A 19,739-nucleotide genomic window follows, 5' to 3' on the forward strand; every position below is an offset into this window, starting at 1 on the left:
CCTACTCCTTAATTATTCTGAGTGTTCTTTAGAGCAAGTGATACCTTGCTGACAGGTTGTTTATTTAGTGCACTGCAAATAGCCCAACCAGCTTTCGCCAGTCTTTCTAAATCAATTCCATGCTCTATGCCAAGCCCTTGCAGTAAGTAAACTACATCTTCAGTGGCAACATTTCCTGACGCGCCTTTGGCATAAGGGCAACCACCAAGGCCTGCAACAGCACTGTCAACCGTTGCTATACCGCGGCTTAGGGCGGTGTAAATATTTGTAAGCGCTTGTCCGTAAGTGTCGTGAAAATGTACAGCGAGTTTTGATTTATCAATATGTTGCAAGAGTAAATCTAATAACTCATCGACTTTTCTCGCCGTTCCCACACCAATGGTGTCGCCTAGGCTAATTTCGTAACAACCAAGCTCGAGTAATCGCTCTGATACTTTTAATACATCATTGTAGTCGACATCACCTTGATAGGGGCAACCCATGACGCAGCTAACATAGCCTCTAACGCGAATGTTATTCGCTTTGGCAAAAGCCATAACATCTTTAAAGCGATCAATACTTTCGTCAATAGAGCAGTTAATGTTTTTTTGACAGAACGCTTCACTTGCCGCTGTAAAGATAGCAAATTCTTGTATGCCGACTTGTTTTGCTGCCTCTGCACCCCGTAAATTTGGGGTAAGGGCACTTAAATTAACGTCTGGCAAACTTAACGCGCTTATTACATCGCCAGAGTCAGCCATTTGTGGCACCCATTTAGGTGACACAAAGGCGCCTGCTTCAATATCTTTAAGCCCAGCATCTGCTAGTGCGTTGATAAGCGCGACTTTATCTTGCGTGCTAACGGCGGCTTCATTTTGCAAACCGTCTCTGGCGCCAACTTCTACAATGCGAACAAAATCAGGAAACTGTGCCATTACGCCTCCGGCTCTTCAACAATCGCGAGCATATCACCATGACTCACCAGTTCACCTTCAGCAAAGCAGTAGCTCGTTAATACACCATCATGCGGGGCATTAAGGGTGTATTCCATTTTCATCGCTTCGATGATGATAACCGCGTCACCTTTAGTAACCGTACTACCCACCTCAACTAAATGTTTAACAACAGTACCATTGAGTGGTGCAGCAAGTGGCAATGCATCACTTTCGTGCTCACTAATATAGTGTTTATCAATCAGCTCTAGCACCGTTTGCTGTGCTTTGTACATCACTGTGATGTGAGAGTCTGTTTGATTAATATGAGCCACAACTTTTTCGCCATTAACGACTAGGTTTGCAAGGCCATTTTCAACACTACCCGAAGTTGTATAGTCAACTCCATCTAAGTTGATTTTAAAGTCTTCTGAGGCCTTAACAGCATGAACGTTTAAATCAACAAACGGTATCGTTGTCTTAGCGTCACTGTTTAGCATAAAGCCTGTTAATTGTTGCCATGGGCTGCTGCTTGCACCTTTTAGTTGATGTGCATACGCATAGGCTGCCACAACAGTTGAAATAACAGACTGTTGCTCGTTTTTAGCAACAAGGCGCTCACCTTGGTCTTCAATAAAGTGTGTATCAGGTGCACCAGCTTGAAAAGTAGGGTGGTTAGCAAGGTTATGTAAGAAATTAACGTTACAGCTAAAGCCTGCTAGGTGGAATTGCTCTAGTGCTTTTGATAAACGCCCAAGCGCTGCCTCACGGGTATCGTCATGAACAATTAACTTAGCAATCATAGGGTCGTAGAACGGGCTAATTTCATCACCCGCGGCAATCCCTGTATCTATACGTACAAATTCAGATTCGTTCGGTGTAAATAGGGCATCAATGTGACCAGAACACGGAATAAAGTCATTACTTGGATCTTCTGCATAAATACGTGCTTCAAAGCTGTGACCTTGTAGCTGAATATTTGCTTGGCTAAGTGGCAGTTCTTCACCTGCCGCAATGTTGATTTGCCAATTCACCAAATCAACACCGGTTACCATTTCTGTTACTGGGTGCTCTACTTGTAAACGGGTGTTCATTTCCATGAAGAAGAATTCATCACCGCATAATAAAAACTCAACCGTACCTGCACCGCGATAGTTAATCGCTTGGGCACAGCGTACCGCAGCTTCACCCATTTCTTTACGAAGTGCATCAGATAAACCCGGAGCAGGGGCTTCTTCAATTACTTTTTGGTGACGACGCTGTAATGAGCAGTCACGATCGCCTAAGTACACACAATTACCATGACTATCGGCAAAAACTTGTACTTCAACATGGCGAGGTTTAGTGACATAGCGCTCTAACAGTACTAAATCGTTACCAAAGCCGGCTTTTGCTTCACGTTTTGCGCCTTCAAGAGCACTGATAAAATCTTTTGCGTTTTCAACAACTCGCATCCCTTTACCACCGCCACCAAAGGCCGCTTTAATCAGAACGGGATAACCAATTTTTTCAGCTTCTGCTTGTAAGAACTCTGTATCTTGGTTGTCACCATAATAACCAGGCACTAAAGGTACATTTGCTTGGTGCATAATTTCTTTAGCGCGGGTTTTTGAACCCATGGCTTCAATACTTGATGCTGGCGGGCCAATAAAGGCGATATCATTTTTCTCACACGCGAGCGCAAAGTCACAGTTCTCAGATAAAAAACCATAACCTGGGTGAATACAATCAACACCTGCTTGTTTTGCCACATCGATAATTTTGTCTGCCACTAAGTAAGAGTCTTTACTTGGCGCAGGACCAATATGATACGCCTCATCAGCAAGCTTTACGTGCTGAGCATGTTTATCAGCATCTGAGTACACTGCAACCGTTGTTAAGCCCATTTGCTTTGCTGTACGCATAACTCGGCAGGCAATTTCACCACGGTTGGCAACGAGAATTTTTTTCAATGATTTTGTTGTCATAATGGTTCCTATTTCTGCCAGTTAGGGGCACGTTTTTCAAAAAAGCAGTTAGGCCTTCTTGGCCTTCTTCAGATACACGAATGCGTGCAATACGTTCTGCGGTTAACTCAATCAGTGCATCATCAATTACATTGCCAGCGACATCATTGATTAGCTGCTTTGCTGCTTTAACGGCAATAGGGCCATTGTTCACAAGGTTTTGTAAGTGTTTGTCGAGCGCTGTTTGTAAATCGCCGGTGATCTGGTGAATTAAACCCAGTTGCTTGGCTGTATGCGCGTCAAAAATCTCAGCCGTTAAAAAATAACGACGTGCAGCGCGCTCACCAATAGCTTTAATGACATAAGGGCTGATAACCGCAGGAATAAGACCCAGCTTTACTTCACTTAAGCAAAACTGTGCATCGTCTTGGCAAATTGAGATATCACAACACGCAATCAAGCCTAAGGCACCGCCAAATGCAGCACCTTGAACGGCACAAATTGTTGGATGTGGGCTTGTAGCAAGGACTTTCATAAGCTTTGCTAGCTGCATAGAGTCAGCTAAGTTTTCTGCAAAGTCATTGCCAGCCATCGACTTCATCCAGTTTAAATCAGCGCCAGCAGAGAAGTGCTTACCTTCGGTTCTTAAAACCAGTGCGCGCACATCACAGGTATTTGCGTGTTCAATTAAACGGATCAGCTCACTGATGACTTCTTCGTTAAATGCATTGTGTTTTTCAGGGCGACTTAGTACCAGTACAGCCACATTTGATTTTGTTATTTCGAGTGTTACTGACATAAGGCCTCCATTACATTCTAAATACGCCGAACTGCGAATCGCGCTCAGGTGCATTTTTAGCTGCACTTAAGGCAAGCCCTAATACATTGCGGGTATCAGCAGGATCGATAATGCCATCATCCCAAAGGCGGGCACTGGCGTAATATGGATGACCTTGTTTTTCGTATTGATCGATAATTGGCTTTTTAAACTCACTGACTTGCTCATCAGTCATGCTTTCGCCTTTACGGGCTAAACCGTCTTGTTTGACTTGTGCAAGAACGCCTGCTGCTTGTTCACCACCCATTACAGAGATACGAGCATTTGGCCACATCCACATCATGGTAGGTTCAAACGCGCGGCCACACATACCGTAGTTACCTGCTCCATACGAGCCACCAATTAATACGGTGAATTTTGGTACATCAGCACATGACACAGCAGTTACCATTTTCGCACCATGTTTTGCGATACCTTCAGCTTCGTATTTTTTACCAACCATAAAGCCAGTAATGTTTTGTAAAAACACCAATGGGATTTTGCGTTGTGCACACAGTTGAATAAAGTGCGCGCCTTTTTGGGCTGATTCACTAAATAAAATGCCGTTGTTAGCAACAATACCGACAGGGTGACCAAAGATTTTGGCAAAGCCGGTTACTAAGGTTTCGCCAAAGTAGCGTTTAAATTCATCAAACGATGAATCATCAACAACACGGGCAATTACTTCACGTACATCAAATGGTTTTTTAAGGTCGGTACCCACAATGCCGTATATTTCGTTAATGTCGTAACGCGGTGGTTTAACATCATCTAGTAACGGTGCAGTAGGGCGCTGATAATTAATTCGTTCAATACATTGGCGAGCGATAGAAAGTGCATGGGCATCGTTTTCAGCATAGTGGTCGGCAACACCGGATGTTTTACAGTGAACATCGGCACCACCAAGCTCTTCAGCACTCACTTCTTCACCCGTAGCTGCTTTAACCAGTGGCGGACCTGCTAAGAAAATTGTACCTTGCTCTTTTACGATAATACTTTCATCAGCCATTGCTGGTACATAAGCACCACCTGCGGTACATAAACCCATTACGACTGCAATTTGTGGAATGCCTTTACCAGACATACGAGCCTGATTATAGAAAATACGGCCAAAGTGTAATTTATCTGGAAATACATCATCTTGTTCAGGCAGGTTTGCACCGCCTGAATCAACTAAATAAATACACGGTAAATGACAACGTTCTGCAATATCTTGAGCGCGTAGATGTTTTTTCACCGTTAGTGGAAAGTATGTACCGCCTTTTACAGTTGCATCATTGGCGATGATCATACATTCAACGCCTTTCACACGACCAATACCAGCAACAACACCCGCACAAGGAATAGCTTGTTCGTACACGCCAAAGGCTGCAAATTGAGAAATCTCTAAAAATGGCGAGCCTTCATCAAGTAGCGTTTCAATACGGTCACGAACAAACAACTTACCACGGCCTTGATGGCGCTCAATCAGAGCAGGGCCACCGCCTAAACGGATATCCGCTACTTTTTCACGTAAATCACTTACGAGAGCGGCCATGTTGTCGTGATTTTGCAAAAATTGCGGATCGTGTGGATTTACACTCGATTTTAAAATCGTCATAACAAGGTCCTATCGGCTTTCAGTGAATAATTCGCGACCAATTAGCATGCGGCGGATTTCAGATGTACCTGCGCCAATTTCATATAGTTTTGCATCACGTAATAAACGACCTGTCGCATATTCGTTGATATAACCATTACCACCTAAAATTTGGATAGCATCAAGGGCCATTTTAGTCGCAAGCTCTGCTGCATATAAAATCGCACCAGCGGCATCTTTACGCGTTGTTTCGCCGCGATCACATGCACGAGCTACCGTGTAAACGTATGAACGAGCAGCATTCATTTGCGTGTACATATCAGCGATTTTGCCTTGAATAAGCTGGAACTGACCAATTGGGCTATCAAATTGTTTACGCTCATGAATATAAGGAACCACAATGTCCATACATGCTTGCATAATGCCAAGCGGGCCTGCTGCTAAAACAACACGCTCATAATCAAGGCCACTCATAAGTACTTTTACGCCTTCGTTTAAGTTACCTAGAATGTTTTCTGCTGGTACTTCGCAGTTCTCGAACACTAATTCACATGTGTTAGAGCCACGCATACCAAGTTTGTCTAGCTTTTGCGCAGTAGAAAATCCTGGTGTGTTACGTTCAACGATGAACGCTGTGATCCCTTTAGGGCCGGCATTTAAATCTGTTTTTGCGTAGATAACAAAGGTATCGGCATCTGGACCATTGGTGATCCACATCTTGTTACCGTTAAGTACAAACACATCGCCTTTTTTCTCAGCTTTTAATTTCATTGATACAACGTCAGAACCCGCATTTGGCTCACTCATCGCAAGGGCACCAATGTGCTCACCGCTGATAAGCTTAGGCAGGTATTTTTCTTTTTGAGCCTGTGACCCATTACGGTTGATTTGGTTAACACATAGGTTTGAATGAGCACCATAACTTAAACCAATCGATGCGCTTGCACGGCTAATTTCTTCCATTGCGATTACATGCTCAAGGTAACCAAGGCCCGCACCGCCAAATTCTTCAGGCACTGTCATACCTAATAAACCCATTTCGCCGAGCTGTGGCCAAAGTTGATTAGGGAAGGCATTGTCTACATCTGTTTGTTCTGCAAGTGGGGCAATTTCTTGGCTAGCAAAGCTATTAACGTGATCGCGGATCATGTCTGCTGTTTCGCCAAGTCCGAAGTTCATTTCTTTATAAAGTGAAATAGTGCTCATAATGTGTGTTCCTGTGAGAGTCTGTTGACGAGATTGTTGTCAGGTTATTCGTCTAAATTATTAAGGGTTTCACGACAGCGGCGTTCTGCTGTCACCAATTCCATCAGTACAACTTTAATGTCGTCCATCTGTTGGCTTAGGTCTGCCTTTTTCTCTGCGATAAGGTCAAGCATAGTCACTAGCTGCTTAGCGCTTGATTTATCTGCGTCGTACAGTTCAAACAAACGGCCCGTTTCGGCCAAGGTAAAACCTAAGCGTTTACCGCGTAGAATAAGTTTTAGTCTTACTTTGTCGCGTTTTGAATAAATACGGGTTTGACCATTGCGATCAGGTGAGATCAGACCTTGGTCTTCATAAAAGCGGATAGAGCGAGTTGTAATATCAAATTCTTTTGCTAGTTCGCTGATACTAAACGTTTGCTCATTGCTAGCAGGTTCAACTGCTGCGCTTTCAAAGTTTGTTTGATTGTCTTGTTTCATGATTTATTTACCTCATTCGAATAACACCAATATAAGTGAAGTTTACGTAAAGGTAAAGGGTGATTTGGGAGTTATACTTTAGACTTATAAAGATAACTGGTTGGATTTGTTGAAAAGCCTTATTTATCTAGCCTTGTAAGCAGATGTTCGATTTTTCATACAACAAAATACAGATAAGTTTACAGTTTTACCGGCCGCAAAAATGTTGATTTTAGATTTACGTTGGCGTAAACGTAAATATTATGTATGCTGAATTAAATCGAAATTAAACTATAACAAATTAACTGTTTGGTTACACATGATTTGAACACATGATGATAACCACTTACATGGAGCCAATTATGACTACTGAAGCCGTTGTTATTGTTGCCGCGAAACGTACCCCTATGGGTGGTTTTATGGGCGCACTAAGTGGTGCACACGCAACTGATTTAGGTGCTACAGCTATTAAAAGTAGCTTAGAGCAAGCCGGTTTATCTGCCGATAAGATTGACGAAGTGATCATGGGCTGTGTATTACCAGCGGGTCTTGGTCAAGCACCTGCACGCCAAGCAATGTTAAAAGCGGGCCTTAATCAAGGTACTGGCGCTACAACAATCAACAAAGTATGTGGCTCTGGCTTAAAAGCAGCCATGTTTGCTCATGACTTAATTAAATCAGGCTCTATTAACTCAGCGGTTGCTGGTGGCATGGAAAGCATGAGTAATGCGCCTTATATGTTACCGAATGCACGTTCAGGTATGCGTATGGGTCATGGCGAAGTAAAAGATCACATGATGTGTGATGGTCTTGAAGATGCTTACGATAACAAAGCAATGGGTTGTTTTGCACAAGATACTGCCGATCAATATTCAATTGGTCGTGAACAAATGGATAACTTTGCACTTAGCTCACTGACTAAAGCAAACAGCGCGATTGAAACAGGTGCATTTGCAAACGAGATTGCCGCCCACACTATTTCTACACGCAAAGGTGATGTGACCGTTGCGATTGATGAGCAACCAGGCAATGCACGTCCTGATAAAATCCCAGGTTTACGTCCTGCATTCAAAAAAGACGGCACGATTACGGCTGCAAACTCGTCATCAATTTCTGATGGTGCAGCAGCGCTTGTGTTAATGCGTGAATCAGATGCTAAAGCACAAGGTTTAACACCACTGTGTCGTATCGTTGCTCACAGCACACATTCTCAAGCACCGAGCGAATTTACTTTAGCACCGGTTGGCGCGATGCAATCGCTTTTAGAAAAAGCCGGTTGGTCTGTGAATGATGTTGATTTATGGGAAATCAACGAAGCGTTTGCCATGGTGACTATGCTTGCAATTAACGAGTTAAAACTTGATGAAAGCAAAGTAAACGTCAATGGCGGTGCCTGTGCACTTGGTCACCCAATTGGTGCAAGCGGCGCGCGTATCTTAGTTACTTTAATTCATGCATTAAAGAATCGTGGTCTTAGCAAAGGTGTTGCCTCACTGTGTATCGGTGGTGGTGAAGCTGTTGCTATGGCAATTGAAGCTATTTAATCACTTTAGAATTTTAATCTCTCACAGCCGCAACGTATTTTAAAAACTATCATGTTGCGGCCTCTTTATACCCACTGGGGAGGAGTGCCTCATGCACCAAGTACCTTTATTTATCAACGGCGAATTTACCCAATCAAGTTCAACGCAGTTGATTGATGTTATCAATCCTGCAAACCAAGAAGTGTTAGCTCAAGTTCCTTGTGCAACGGATGCTGAAATGGATGCAGCCATTGCCTCTGCAAAAGAAACATTTAAAACATGGAAAGAAGTGCCAATTTCTGAGCGTGCTCGCATTATGATGAAATACGCTGCACTACTAAAAGAAAACCATGACGAGCTTGCGACGATTATTTGTCATGAGCTGGGTAAAACATTTGAAGATGCCAAAGGCGATGTTTGGCGTGGTATTGAAGTTGTTGAGCAAGCAGCCAATGCACCATCACTAATGATGGGCGAAACAATGGAAAACGTAGCGCGTAAAATCGATACTTACTCTTACATGCAGCCACTGGGTGTATGTGCGGGTATTACGCCATTTAATTTCCCTGCGATGATCCCATTATGGATGTTCCCACTGGCTATTGTGTGTGGTAACACCTTTATTCTTAAACCTTCTGAGCAAGATCCACTAACACCAATGCGTTTAGCTGAACTATTTGTTGAAGCGGGTGCACCAAAAGGGGTGTTACAAGTTGTTCATGGTACAAAACCACAAGTTGACCGTTTATTAGAAGACCCAGCAGTACGTGCTATTTCATTTGTTGGTTCGTGTGGCGTAGGTGAATACATCTATTCAAAAGGCACAGCAAACCTTAAGCGTGTGCAAGCGTGTGTGGGTGCAAAAAACCACATGGTTATTATGCCAGATGCAAGTAAATCGCATGTTGTAAACAACTTAGTAGGTGCGTCTGTAGGTGCTGCGGGTCAGCGCTGTATGGGTATTTCGGTTGCTGTCTTCGTTGGTCAAGCAAAAGACTGGGTTGATGAAATTAAAGCAGGCTTTGAAAACGTACGCCCAGGTGTATGGGATGATACCAACGCGGCTTACGGCCCACAAACATCAAAAGCTGCTAAAGACCGTATCTTATCGCTTATCGCAAGTGGTAAAGAGCAAGGTGCAACGTGCTTAATTGATGGCTCTGACTTTACTGTTGAAGGTTACGAGCAAGGTAACTGGGTTGGTCCAACGCTATTTACTGATGTAACCACCGAGATGGATTTATACAAAGAAGAGATCTTTGGTCCTGTATTGGCTTGTATGTTTGTAGATACTCTTGAAGAGGCGATTGAGCTTATCAATAACTCGCCTTACGGTAACGGTACTTCGTTATTCACATCAAGCGGTGCTGCTGCACGTAAATTCCAACATGAAATCGAAGTAGGTCAAGTTGGTATCAACGTGCCAATTCCTGTGCCACTACCGTTTTTCTCTTTCACAGGTTGGAAAGGCTCATTCTACGGCGACCAACACACCTATGGTAAGCAAGGTATTCGTTTTTACACAGAAACGAAAACAATTACTTCACGTTGGTTCGAGGATGATATCGCCTCAGGTCCTAACATGAGTATCAACCTTAAATAAGCCGTAATTAATTTACTGCTGAGCGAGCACACGCTCGCTCAAAGAACACACATTTAAACGACAACAATCGTTATTCACACAAGAATAAGACAACAAAATAGAGGTCTACTATGGACTTTAATTTAACCGAAGATCAGCAAGCGTTTGCTGAAACAGCCCGTCAGTTTGCAGAGTCAGAACTTGCGCCTAATGCAGCTAAGTGGGACCAAGAACATATTTTCCCTAAAGACACCATTAAAGCAGCCGGTGAGCTTGGCTTTTGTGGTTTATATACCCCTGAAGAAGCGGGTGGCTTAGGTTTATCTCGCCTAGATTCAAGCATTATTTTCGAACAGCTTGCAATGGGTTGTACCGCAACAACCGCTATGTTGACCATTCATAATATGGCAACGTGGATGATTGCAAGCTTTGGTACTGAAGACGTTAAAGCCCAGTACTGTGAACAATTAGTAATGGGTGAGTTACTTGCGTCTTACTGTTTAACAGAGCCTGGCTCTGGCTCTGATGCCGCATCACTAAAAACCAAAGCGGTAAAAGAGGGCGATGAGTATGTGATCTCAGGCTCTAAAATGTTTATCTCAGGTGCTGGTGAAACTGATTTACTTGTAGTTATGGCGCGCACTGGTGGTGAAGGCGCAGCCGGTATTTCGGCATTTGTTGTGCCTGCTGACGCAGCAGGTATTGAATACGGTAAAGCTGAAGAAAAAATGGGCTGGAATGCACAGCCTACACGTTTAATTAGCTTTGAAGGTGTCAGAATCCCTGCCGCTAACTTACTAGGTCAAGAAGGCGAAGGCTTTAAGTTTGCAATGCAAGGCTTAGACGGTGGTCGTATTAATATTGCAACTTGTTCATTAGGTACAGCACAAGCAGCTCTTAATACTGCTCGCGAATACCTAAAAGAACGTGAGCAATTTGGTAAGCCATTAGCAGCTTTCCAAGCACTACAATTTAAGATTGCCGATATGAACACAGAGCTTGTTGCTGCTCGTCAAATGGTGCGCTTAGCCGCATTTAAACTAGATACGGGTGACAGCGAAAAAACCACTTACTGTGCGATGGCTAAACGTTTTGCTACAGATGTTGGTTTTAAAGTCTGTGACGACGCACTTCAAATTCACGGTGGTTACGGTTACATCAAAGAATACCCATTAGAGCGTCATTTCAGAGACGTACGTGTGCATCAAATTCTTGAAGGCACTAACGAAATCATGCGTGTGATTATCGCACGTCGTATCTTAGCTGAGTCAGCTGGCGACATTCTATAAGGAGCATACTATGTCTAATCCATCGATTGATTTAAATATTGAAGGTAACGTAGCGGTTTTAACCATGAATAACCCGCCAGCGAATACCTGGACACAAGATACATTAACTGCATTAAAAGACACTGTAACTGAGCTAAATGCTAACAAAAATGTCTATGCATTAGTGATTACAGGTCAAGGTGAAAAGTTCTTTAGTGCTGGTGCCGATCTGAACGTATTTGCCAGTGGTGATAAAGGCGTTGCTGCCACTATGTCAAAAGTGTTTGGTGATGCATTTGAGGCACTAACCAATTTCCGTGGTGTATCAATCGCAGCAATTAATGGTTATGCCATGGGCGGTGGTCTGGAAGTGGCTCTCGCGTGTGATATTCGCATTGCTGAAGAGCAAGCTCAAATGGCACTTCCTGAAGCGAAAGTTGGCTTGTTGCCTTGTGCTGGTGGTACGCAAAACCTTGCATGGCTTGTAGGTGAAGGCTGGGCAAAACGCATGATTTTATGTGGTGAACGCTTAAAAGCAGACAAAGCACGTGAAATTGGCCTTGTTGAAGAAGTGGTTGGTACTGGTGAAAGCTTAGCTGCGGCAATGAAACTGGCTAACCAAGTTGGCGAACAAAGCCCGGTTGCTGTGACTGCATGTAAAGAACTTATTCAAAAAGGTCGCACTCAACCTATGGCTCATGCATTGCCACTAGAGCGTGAGTTATTTGTACAATTATTTGATACGCAAGACCAAAAAGAAGGCGTGAATGCGTTCTTAGAAAAGCGTAAAGCTAATTGGGTAAACGGCTAATGACTAACGTAACACTACTAAATCATCAAGATGCGCCTGTGGTGTTTGAAATTGCAGAGGCCGAGAGCGGCCTTATTGCAATTGCGACACTCAATGCGCCTAAGTCATTAAATGCCTTAAATTACGACATGATCCAATTGCTTGAGCCGCAGCTTAGAAAATGGGCTAACGATGACGCAGTTGCCATGGTCATTCTAAAAGGGGCTGGCGAAAAAGCATTTTGTGCTGGTGGCGATGTAGTAAGCCTACATAAAGCAATGAGCACAGGTGAGCCAGCTAATTACATTGAAGACTTTTTTACCCTTGAGTACAAATTAGACTACCTAATTCACTGCTATGAAAAGCCAATATTACTTTGGGGTAATGGCATTGTTATGGGTGGCGGCCTTGGTTTAATGGCAGGTGCAAGTCACCGAGTGGTAACAGAGACATCACGTATCGCAATGCCTGAGCTAACTATTGGTTTATATCCTGATGTGGGCGGCAGTTATTTCTTACATAAAATGCCAGAGCAAGTCGGTTTATTTTTAGGGTTAACTGCGGCGTCTATCAATGCTGAAGATGCCTTGTTTGTTAATCTTGCTGATCACTATGCAACAGCAGATAAATATGACGCTATTTTAACAGCCATCACCGCTGAAAAGTGGGGCAAAACAGCCTCTTTAAACCACGAAAAGCTGACGAACATTTTAATCTCGATTGATAATATTTCAGGCCGTGTTCCTAAAGGCAATGTAAAAGATAACTTAGCGGTTATACAAAAGCTGGCTGAATTTGACTCACTGCAGGGTAAAATTGACTACATTCAAGCTTTAGAAACCGAAGATAAATGGCTTACCCGCGCGCAAAAGTCATTAGCGCATGGTTGTCCGCTTAGTTGTGCGCTTGTTGAACGTCAATTAGCAAATTCAAAAGAGATGACGTTAGCACAGTGTTTTAAAATGGAGCTAGGCATGTCAGTTCGTTGTGGCGAAGTAGGTGAGTTCCAAGAGGGCGTTCGTGCGCTATTAATTGACAAAGACGGTGCACCTAAATGGCAGTTTAAATCGCTTAGCGATATCGACAATGCAGTTGTAGATAGCTTCTTTACAGCACGCTGGGATGAGCAATCTCACCCACTTAACTCATTAACGTCATCTTAAGTCCAAGGGGTAAACAAATGGCTAAATTAACAATAGGATTTATTGGTTTAGGCAACATGGGTGGCCCAATGGCGGCAAACCTTGTCAATGCAGGTCATACGGTACGTGTGTTTGACTTAAATAAAGCGGCGGTCAGTGAGCTTGCCGATAAAGGCGCAATTGCTGCTAACGATGCAGCTGAGTGTGCCATTGGCGCTGATATTTTTATCAGTATGCTACCAGCAAGCAAACACGTTAAGTCGCTTTACTTAGGCGAAACAGGTCTTATCAACTTACTTGATAGCAAAACTTTAGTGATTGACTGCTCAACCATTGATGCCGAATCAGCGCGTCAAGTGGGTAGCGAACTTGCTCAAAAAGGCATTGATTTTGTTGATGCACCGGTATCAGGTGGTGTTGCAGGAGCAACAGCGGGCACTTTAACCTTTATCGTCGGTGGTGAGCAAAGTCACTTTGAAAAAGCCAAGCTGGCTTTAGTGGATATGGGAAAAAATATCTTCCATGCTGGTGATATTGGTGCAGGCCAAGTCGCAAAAATCTGTAACAACATGCTGCTCAGCATTTTAATGGCTGGCACTAGCGAAGCACTACAAATGGGCATAAACAATGGGCTCGACCCAAAAGTGTTAAGTGACATCATGACTGCAAGCTCTGGCCGTAACTGGACACTTGAGCTTTATAACCCATGCCCTGGTGTAATGGAAACAGCACCAGCAAGTAATGATTATAAACCGGGCTTTATGGTTGATTTAATGGCGAAAGATTTAGGTCTAGCTATGGAAGCGGCCCAGCAAAGTAATTCATCTACCCCAATGGGGTCAATGGCGAAGAATCTATACACTATGCTTCAGCATCAAGGTGCAGGTAGTTATGATTTTAGCGCTATTTTTAAATTATTCTCGAAGTAGGAGATTGTTGTGGAAATTAAAAACAACAACATCGTAATTACCGGTGGTGCGCAAGGTTTAGGCTTTGCGATGGCCGAGAAATTTGCATCACTTGGCGCGAACATCGCTCTTATCGATATGCAACAAGACGTACTTGATACTGCAGTATCAGCGCTTGCAAAGCATGGTACAAAAGTCATGGCGTATGCTGCCAATGTCACAGATGAAGATGCTGTAGTAGCAACGTTCAACACAATTAACAAAGACTTTGGCCATATCGGTGTGCTAATTAACAACGCGGGTATCTTACGCGATGGTATGTTTATCAAAGCAAAAGAAGGCAAAGTAGTTGATAAAATGTCGTTGGCTCAATTTCAATCTGTGATTGATGTGAACCTGACCGGTGTATTCTTAGCTGGTCGTGAAGCTGCGAGCCACATGATTGAGTCTGGCAAAGGCGGTGTAATTGTTAATATGTCGAGTGTTGCTCGTGCTGGTAACATTGGCCAAACAAACTATGCAGCGTCTAAAGCCGGTGTTGTTGCGATGACAACGGGTTGGGCGAAAGAATTAGGTCGCTTTGGTATCCGTGTTGGTGCAATTGCACCAGGTGTTATTCGCACAGCAATGACAGATGCAATGAAACCAGAAGCAAAACAACGCATGATGGCGGTAACGCCAGTGGGTCGTTTTGGTGAAGCAGAAGAAATTGCTCAAACAGCACAATACATTGTAGAGAATGACTTTTTTACAGGTCGTGTTGTTGAAATTGATGGCGGTATTCGCCTTTAATTTTAAATGGTAACCCTTTACCCATTGAAAGTACCAAAACGGTAAGCCTAGCTTGCCGTTTTTTTATTTTTAAAGTATCTTAACTTCATAATTATAAGGAGATTTTTTATGAACACTGATGGCATTACAGTATCAATGAGCAAGGGAATTAAAGCTAACTTCAAACTGGGTGAACATTTAATTGAATACTGGGGTTCTGCTTACTCAGGTAAAGAAGTTCTGAAAGTAGACGGTGAATTAATAGCAGAATCACGTAACTTTAAAACAAAATCTGTTCATGAATTTAATATGGATGGTAAAGCCTGCCAATTAACGATTTCAGTAACTTTATTTAGGAAGTTTTCTTCTGTAATTTCATTAGAATGTGAGAGCAAGCTAGTTCACAGTTACCAACTCACATACGGTAAAACCCAAAAAATTGCTTGGTATTTAAAAGCAATTCCCTTTTTATTAGCAGGGGTGTTAGGCTGGTGTTTTGCTGCCGATATTCTTACCTTGTTAGAGTTGGTTATCTTTTGTTGCTTAACCTTTGCAATATCAGAGCTGGTTATGAAAGATCATGGCTGGATCATCGAAGAGCAAAAGCCTTGTAATTAACTGTCTAGCATTCAATAATTGAGCGGTAAAAGCCGCTTAACTTTGAGAGATGCAGTGAATCCCAAACAAATCCGCAATTTTTATATCAATGAAGAACAGTCTGTTTATTTGCTGTCTCACCATGATGCTAAAAAGCACCGTCAATGGCTTAACATATGTATTAAACAACTTAGCTTGCTTGGATACAGTGACGTTGAATTAATTGGTTCTGGTGCGTTTGGATTTGTTTTTGCCGGTGTTGATGATGAAGACTTACCTTGGGTATTTAAGTTTTCACGTATAACCCTTGCACAAAGTGTACGTGACCGTTTAGAAGACGAAGCATACATGCTCTCGCAAGTTAAAAACCCACTCGTACCAAAATTTTATGCCTTTGAACGTATTAAAAAGCAAGGCATTTTAATGATGGAGCGCGCTCTAGGTGAAGATTTAGAAAAAATCTCCATCAAACAGGGGCGTTTTAGTGCAGCAAAAGTTATGGCGCTGGCTCTTAGGCTACGTAATGTACTGGTAGATTTACGTGAACATAAAAATGGCTTAAGCCCACAGCCAATTGTGCATGGCGATATCAAGCCCTCGAACATTGTTTATGATGAACAAACCAATAAATTGTCATTGGTTGATTGGGGCAGCTCTGTTTATGCACAAATAGATGCTGATGGTAATCCGGTTGCCAGCAATTTTATGGATCTTATGTCTGCTGATATTAGCACCACCAATGCACGTATGGGTGATGTGTACTTTATTGGTGATGAGCAAATGTCGGGTGGGCAGTCATCGCCACGATTTGATGAACAAGGTGTCGCATCAACCCTTTATGCACTGGCCTCTGCACAATCTTGTAGATTTGGTGCGGCGGTTATTCCGGCTACAAGCCTGAATTTACCTATGGAGCTTGCTCGAGTAATTGACGGTATGCTTTCAAAAAATAAGGCCACACGCGATGGGGCAGGTGATTATTTTATGCGAAACATGCCTACAATGGCTAAAGCTTACCTCCCTGAGCTACCCCGTAAAGTTATTCGCCCTTATATTCCTTATTGGTTTAGTGAGTTTGATGAGCACCCTGACACAGTAGTTTATAGCTCACGTAAGCAATTTTTAAGACAAGCTGACCATAATCAACAATTACTTGATGTAAACGATGCTCAGCTAGACAGATACTACAAAGAGTTTTTATTTGATACCGGCGACACCGAAAAAGCATTTTTGGCCTCAATAAGCCGATTAGCAAAGTACCCAGTAGTAGGGGGCCTGAGTTTTCATTGGAAAGAAAACTCACTGTTTGTTGAGTCTTCCCTTATTTTACATGATGAAACGCTGGGTACTGCGTTTACCGATGCGATCAACAACACGGTGATGTTAGCGCAGGGAATTGAACAAAAAGGTCTCTTCAAATGTTGCTTGTTTGATGCGCGTAAAACTATTCAGCTCGAACGGGATGGCACAGGAGCGTTTAAGTTTGAGAATTTACCTGAGCTTGATTACGAAGTAATGGATATCCAAGCCTCAGACGTAACCAGACCACACTCTTACTTTGAAGATGGTAAAGACCCGGATGAGCAATTACAGCTCCCGAAAAAGGTTATAAAGTGTGTATTTGAGCTAAACCAAATACACCATACGGGCTGTATCATTTTCGAAGCTTTACCTGATAGGATGAAAATACATCATTACTATCGACTTCTTGATGCCAGTAAAGAGCCTGAATTTAAACGTTTATTAAGTAAGCTCATGCAATATGCGGTTAGTATCACAGATATAGGTGTGGCAGGCTTTATGAAGCTACCTTACAAAAATACCCGTGAATTTGATTTGTGCATTAAACAGCCCGATGAGTTCTATCCGCGAGATCCCAAAAGAGCTGAATGCTAAAAGCGGACCTGCTTCAAATAGTTTAGGAGAATAACAAACATGGACCTCACCCCAAATTATAAAAATTATTCATTGGATGAGCTTTTAGATGCTCAAAAGTATATTGATAAAGAAAACTATCCGCAAAGAGCGCAAGAGTTAGAATTTGCGATTGCAAATAGACTAAAAGACCCGGAAGCAAAAGCAGAGTTTGATGAGCTAGAAACAAATAAAAAGTATGCTACTTTCTGGCCTCGTTTTTGGGCTGCTGTTATTGATGGCTTAATTTTTACAGCATTACTTTATATCGAATGCTTATTCTTTAGCGTTGAATACTCTAACCAAAACATGGTTTTACAAGCCGCTAATGGCGTCCAGTATATTGGCTATGTTGTTTTTATGCATGGGTTTTATGGTCAAACACTTGGTAAGATGGTGATGGATGTTAAAGTTCTCGATCATGACACCGAAACAGAGATTACGCTTAAACAATCGGTGCGCCGAGAGTCTGTAAATATCGCTATTAACTCATCTTGGATACTCCTACTTTTGTCTATTTCAATATCGTTACAACAACTCGGTAGCGTACCTGAGTTTTTAACTTATTTAATTATGGCTTTGAGTTCCCTAGCTACAGTATGGGCATTGTCAGAATTTATAACCATGCTGTTTAATGAAAAGCGTCGTGCAATACATGACTTCATCGGTAGAACGGTTGTTGTTAGAGTGTAATAAGGAGTTCTAAATGACAACCGTAAAAAACACCTTTAATACCTAATGACATAGTCGTTAGTTCTTTTTGTAGTGGCAAATAATAGGTATTGTTTATTCATCCTTTCAATTTATCTAAAGGCTTTTAATGAATGCTAATGTGTAAAGTCCTTGTCGAAAATTTATATTATGATGGGCCAAGAGGGGGTATCACATCTATTGAGGGAAGACATTACAGGTTTGTTTCAGACTTCAATGATGACAGTGGTTTTACTGATGAGTTTTCTCTTTATTTAATATCAGAATCTGAACTTGAGTTAGAGATAGAGCAATGGCAAATTTTTGTTAAATGGAATAAAAAATATCAGTCAGGTGAATTAAAAGCCGATAGTCATCCTGGGCATGGTGGTATATCTCAAAGATGGGATGAAATAGAGCAAGCTTTAGCAATTAACAGAAAAGATACGTCAAACTTTAAATTTAAAGCTCTAGCTACCTTTATCCCGAATGGTCAAGAACTGCAATATGATTTAAATGGCCCTTGTTATGATGTTACTTGGCACTTTCTTTAATTATAAGAGTATTTAAAAAACGATGGCTATTTGGCAAAGAACAATAGTTCTAATACCTGCACAATGGGTAGAAGATAAAAATTATTCAGTTGAGGCACTCTACAATGCCGATGGTTATTTCGATACTGCCTGCGTGTGGAAACAGCACCAACCAAATGTGCAAATAGACAAGCTGTTGGATAATGTTTTAGTAAGAACTGAAAGTAATATTTCCGATTTTAAAATGTGGGGTAATAGTTCATCAAATGAAATTACTATTTCTGTTAATGATGAATCGATTGATGAAATTGTAATTAGAGTTGATTTAAGGAAAGACATAAGTAATTTTTGCTTTTCAATTTGCCAACTCGCTAAAAAATTACAGTGTTTTTTATTTATTCCAAATAAAAAGCTTCTTATTGAGCCTGACATTCACTTACTAATGCAAAACATACAAACACTGACTACTACAAATCAAAAGCGTAAATTTAAATAACCTGCTAAATAGCAGGTTTGTGGGTAATTGGCTATCACTTATGCTCTTCAATTATCTCAGTGATACTCTCTGCCGAGAGTATTTCTATCCAATAACCATCAGGGTCTTTAATAAAGGCTAGGCCTTTCATTGAGCCATCGTCTGGTTTTTTAACAAACTCAACATCGAATTTTGCAAAGCGCTCGCACGCGGCGTACACGTCTGGCACGCTAATACCGATATGACCAAAGCCTTTTGGTTCATCATTTCCACTATGGTAACCTGTAAAGCTGTCGTCGTTTTCTGTGCCCCAGTTATGTGTAAGCTCGATAAGAGCAGGGCGGCGAAATACCCACTGTGCTTTTTCTTTATCGCTGCCTGTTGGCATGTCTTGCTCATAACCTAAAAAGTACAGCGTAAACTCCATTTTAGGGAAGTCATATTTACCAAGTAACTTCATACCTAAAACATTTTGATAGAAATCTAAAGAAGGCTTTGGATCTTTAATGCGCAACATTGTTTGTTGCATTACATAACCTTGCGTTGCATTCGTGATTTGTTTAGGTGATTCGTTGTAGTTAGACATACACATCCTTTTTTAATGACATTAATGATGATGAAAGCAGTCT

18 protein-coding genes and 1 pseudogene are annotated in these 19,739 nt (G+C 42.0%); 12 read left to right on the top strand and 7 right to left on the bottom strand.

The window, feature by feature from the left end:
- Positions 1-8: 8 nt before the first annotated feature.
- The 6 genes and pseudogenes from P4S60_RS07425 to P4S60_RS07450 all read right to left on the bottom strand — a co-directional run bounded on the left by P4S60_RS07425 (position 9) and on the right by P4S60_RS07450 (position 6,938).
- Complete coding sequence (locus P4S60_RS07425) at positions 9-914, bottom strand: hydroxymethylglutaryl-CoA lyase (protein WP_337115509.1); 906 nt, start codon at positions 912-914, stop codon at positions 9-11.
- A complete protein-coding gene (locus P4S60_RS07430; protein WP_337115510.1) occupies positions 914-2,878 on the bottom strand; it encodes an acetyl/propionyl/methylcrotonyl-CoA carboxylase subunit alpha in 1,965 nt (654 codons plus the stop codon). The genes P4S60_RS07425 and P4S60_RS07430 overlap by 1 nt, the downstream gene beginning before the upstream one ends.
- Positions 2,879-2,886: 8 nt before the next feature.
- A pseudogene (locus P4S60_RS07435) lies at positions 2,887-3,656 on the bottom strand (enoyl-CoA hydratase/isomerase family protein).
- Positions 3,657-3,666: 10 nt separating this feature from the next.
- A complete protein-coding gene (locus P4S60_RS07440) occupies positions 3,667-5,274 on the bottom strand; it encodes a carboxyl transferase domain-containing protein (RefSeq protein WP_337115511.1) in 1,608 nt (535 codons plus the stop codon).
- Positions 5,275-5,283: 9 nt separating this feature from the next.
- Positions 5,284-6,459, bottom strand: coding sequence for an isovaleryl-CoA dehydrogenase (locus P4S60_RS07445; protein WP_054561519.1), 1,176 nt, complete (start codon positions 6,457-6,459; stop codon positions 5,284-5,286).
- 44 nt (positions 6,460-6,503) lie between these two features.
- Positions 6,504-6,938: a MerR family transcriptional regulator gene (locus P4S60_RS07450; RefSeq protein WP_054553803.1), complete on the bottom strand. Its 435-nt coding sequence runs from the start codon at positions 6,936-6,938 to the stop codon at positions 6,504-6,506.
- A 341-nt stretch (positions 6,939-7,279) separates the two neighbouring features.
- On the opposite strand from P4S60_RS07450, the gene P4S60_RS07455 reads away from it, so the two are divergent.
- From P4S60_RS07455 to P4S60_RS07510, 12 genes are all read left to right on the top strand, one after another.
- Positions 7,280-8,461, top strand: coding sequence for a thiolase family protein (locus P4S60_RS07455; RefSeq protein ID WP_175078340.1), 1,182 nt, complete (start codon positions 7,280-7,282; stop codon positions 8,459-8,461).
- A 91-nt stretch (positions 8,462-8,552) separates the two neighbouring features.
- Positions 8,553-10,043, top strand: a complete 1,491-nt coding sequence (locus P4S60_RS07460; protein ID WP_237118579.1) for a CoA-acylating methylmalonate-semialdehyde dehydrogenase — start codon at positions 8,553-8,555, stop codon at positions 10,041-10,043.
- Between the two features lie 110 nt (positions 10,044-10,153).
- Positions 10,154-11,311 (top strand): acyl-CoA dehydrogenase family protein, encoded by a 1,158-nt coding sequence (locus P4S60_RS07465; RefSeq protein WP_105174103.1) that lies wholly within the window; start codon positions 10,154-10,156, stop codon positions 11,309-11,311.
- Between the two features lie 10 nt (positions 11,312-11,321).
- Complete coding sequence (locus P4S60_RS07470) at positions 11,322-12,101, top strand: enoyl-CoA hydratase (RefSeq protein WP_105180497.1); 780 nt, start codon at positions 11,322-11,324, stop codon at positions 12,099-12,101.
- On the top strand, positions 12,101-13,243 hold the full coding sequence (locus P4S60_RS07475) for an enoyl-CoA hydratase/isomerase family protein (protein ID WP_337115512.1): 1,143 nt from the start codon (positions 12,101-12,103) through the stop codon (positions 13,241-13,243). Before P4S60_RS07470 ends, P4S60_RS07475 begins: the two co-directional genes overlap by 1 nt.
- Before the next feature lie 17 nt (positions 13,244-13,260).
- A complete protein-coding gene (mmsB, locus tag P4S60_RS07480) occupies positions 13,261-14,151 on the top strand; it encodes a 3-hydroxyisobutyrate dehydrogenase (RefSeq protein ID WP_337115513.1) in 891 nt (296 codons plus the stop codon).
- A 9-nt stretch (positions 14,152-14,160) separates the two neighbouring features.
- Positions 14,161-14,922 (top strand): SDR family oxidoreductase, encoded by a 762-nt coding sequence (locus tag P4S60_RS07485; protein WP_105180499.1) that lies wholly within the window; start codon positions 14,161-14,163, stop codon positions 14,920-14,922.
- A 108-nt stretch (positions 14,923-15,030) separates the two neighbouring features.
- On the top strand, positions 15,031-15,519 hold the full coding sequence (locus P4S60_RS07490; RefSeq protein ID WP_337115514.1) for a hypothetical protein: 489 nt from the start codon (positions 15,031-15,033) through the stop codon (positions 15,517-15,519).
- A gap of 54 nt (positions 15,520-15,573) precedes the next feature.
- On the top strand, positions 15,574-17,394 hold the full coding sequence (locus tag P4S60_RS07495; protein ID WP_337115515.1) for a protein kinase domain-containing protein: 1,821 nt from the start codon (positions 15,574-15,576) through the stop codon (positions 17,392-17,394).
- Positions 17,395-17,433: 39 nt separating this feature from the next.
- Entirely contained in the window at positions 17,434-18,105 is a 672-nt protein-coding gene (locus tag P4S60_RS07500; RefSeq protein WP_337115516.1) for an RDD family protein, read from the top strand.
- Positions 18,106-18,242: 137 nt separating this feature from the next.
- Positions 18,243-18,656: a hypothetical protein gene (locus P4S60_RS07505; protein ID WP_337115517.1), complete on the top strand. Its 414-nt coding sequence runs from the start codon at positions 18,243-18,245 to the stop codon at positions 18,654-18,656.
- 22 nt (positions 18,657-18,678) lie between these two features.
- Positions 18,679-19,131, top strand: coding sequence for a hypothetical protein (locus P4S60_RS07510; RefSeq protein ID WP_337115518.1), 453 nt, complete (start codon positions 18,679-18,681; stop codon positions 19,129-19,131).
- Between the two features lie 34 nt (positions 19,132-19,165).
- Here the strand turns inward: P4S60_RS07510 and gloA are convergent, their stop codons facing one another.
- On the bottom strand, positions 19,166-19,696 hold the full coding sequence (gene gloA, locus P4S60_RS07515; protein WP_337115519.1) for a lactoylglutathione lyase: 531 nt from the start codon (positions 19,694-19,696) through the stop codon (positions 19,166-19,168).
- Between the last annotated feature and the right edge of the window lie 43 nt (positions 19,697-19,739).

The sequence above is a fragment of the Pseudoalteromonas sp. Hal040 genome, assembly GCF_037162425.1.
GTDB classification, from domain to species: Bacteria; Pseudomonadota; Gammaproteobacteria; order Enterobacterales; family Alteromonadaceae; genus Pseudoalteromonas; species Pseudoalteromonas gelatinilytica.

Coding starts and splice junctions, on each gene's coding strand:
- P4S60_RS07505 (WP_337115517.1), top strand. CDS start 18,243: ATGTGTAAAGTCCTTGTCGAAAATTTATATTATGATGGGCCAAGAGGG.
- P4S60_RS07440 (WP_337115511.1), bottom strand. CDS start 5,274: ATGACGATTTTAAAATCGAGTGTAAATCCACACGATCCGCAATTTTTG.
- P4S60_RS07460 (WP_237118579.1), top strand. CDS start 8,553: ATGCACCAAGTACCTTTATTTATCAACGGCGAATTTACCCAATCAAGT.
- P4S60_RS07425 (WP_337115509.1), bottom strand. CDS start 914: ATGGCACAGTTTCCTGATTTTGTTCGCATTGTAGAAGTTGGCGCCAGA.
- P4S60_RS07445 (WP_054561519.1), bottom strand. CDS start 6,459: ATGAGCACTATTTCACTTTATAAAGAAATGAACTTCGGACTTGGCGAA.
- P4S60_RS07465 (WP_105174103.1), top strand. CDS start 10,154: ATGGACTTTAATTTAACCGAAGATCAGCAAGCGTTTGCTGAAACAGCC.
- mmsB (WP_337115513.1), top strand. CDS start 13,261: ATGGCTAAATTAACAATAGGATTTATTGGTTTAGGCAACATGGGTGGC.
- P4S60_RS07500 (WP_337115516.1), top strand. CDS start 17,434: ATGGACCTCACCCCAAATTATAAAAATTATTCATTGGATGAGCTTTTA.
- P4S60_RS07470 (WP_105180497.1), top strand. CDS start 11,322: ATGTCTAATCCATCGATTGATTTAAATATTGAAGGTAACGTAGCGGTT.
- P4S60_RS07455 (WP_175078340.1), top strand. CDS start 7,280: ATGACTACTGAAGCCGTTGTTATTGTTGCCGCGAAACGTACCCCTATG.
- P4S60_RS07430 (WP_337115510.1), bottom strand. CDS start 2,878: ATGACAACAAAATCATTGAAAAAAATTCTCGTTGCCAACCGTGGTGAA.
- gloA (WP_337115519.1), bottom strand. CDS start 19,696: ATGTCTAACTACAACGAATCACCTAAACAAATCACGAATGCAACGCAA.
- P4S60_RS07475 (WP_337115512.1), top strand. CDS start 12,101: ATGACTAACGTAACACTACTAAATCATCAAGATGCGCCTGTGGTGTTT.
- P4S60_RS07510 (WP_337115518.1), top strand. CDS start 18,679: ATGGCTATTTGGCAAAGAACAATAGTTCTAATACCTGCACAATGGGTA.
- P4S60_RS07450 (WP_054553803.1), bottom strand. CDS start 6,938: ATGAAACAAGACAATCAAACAAACTTTGAAAGCGCAGCAGTTGAACCT.
- P4S60_RS07490 (WP_337115514.1), top strand. CDS start 15,031: ATGAACACTGATGGCATTACAGTATCAATGAGCAAGGGAATTAAAGCT.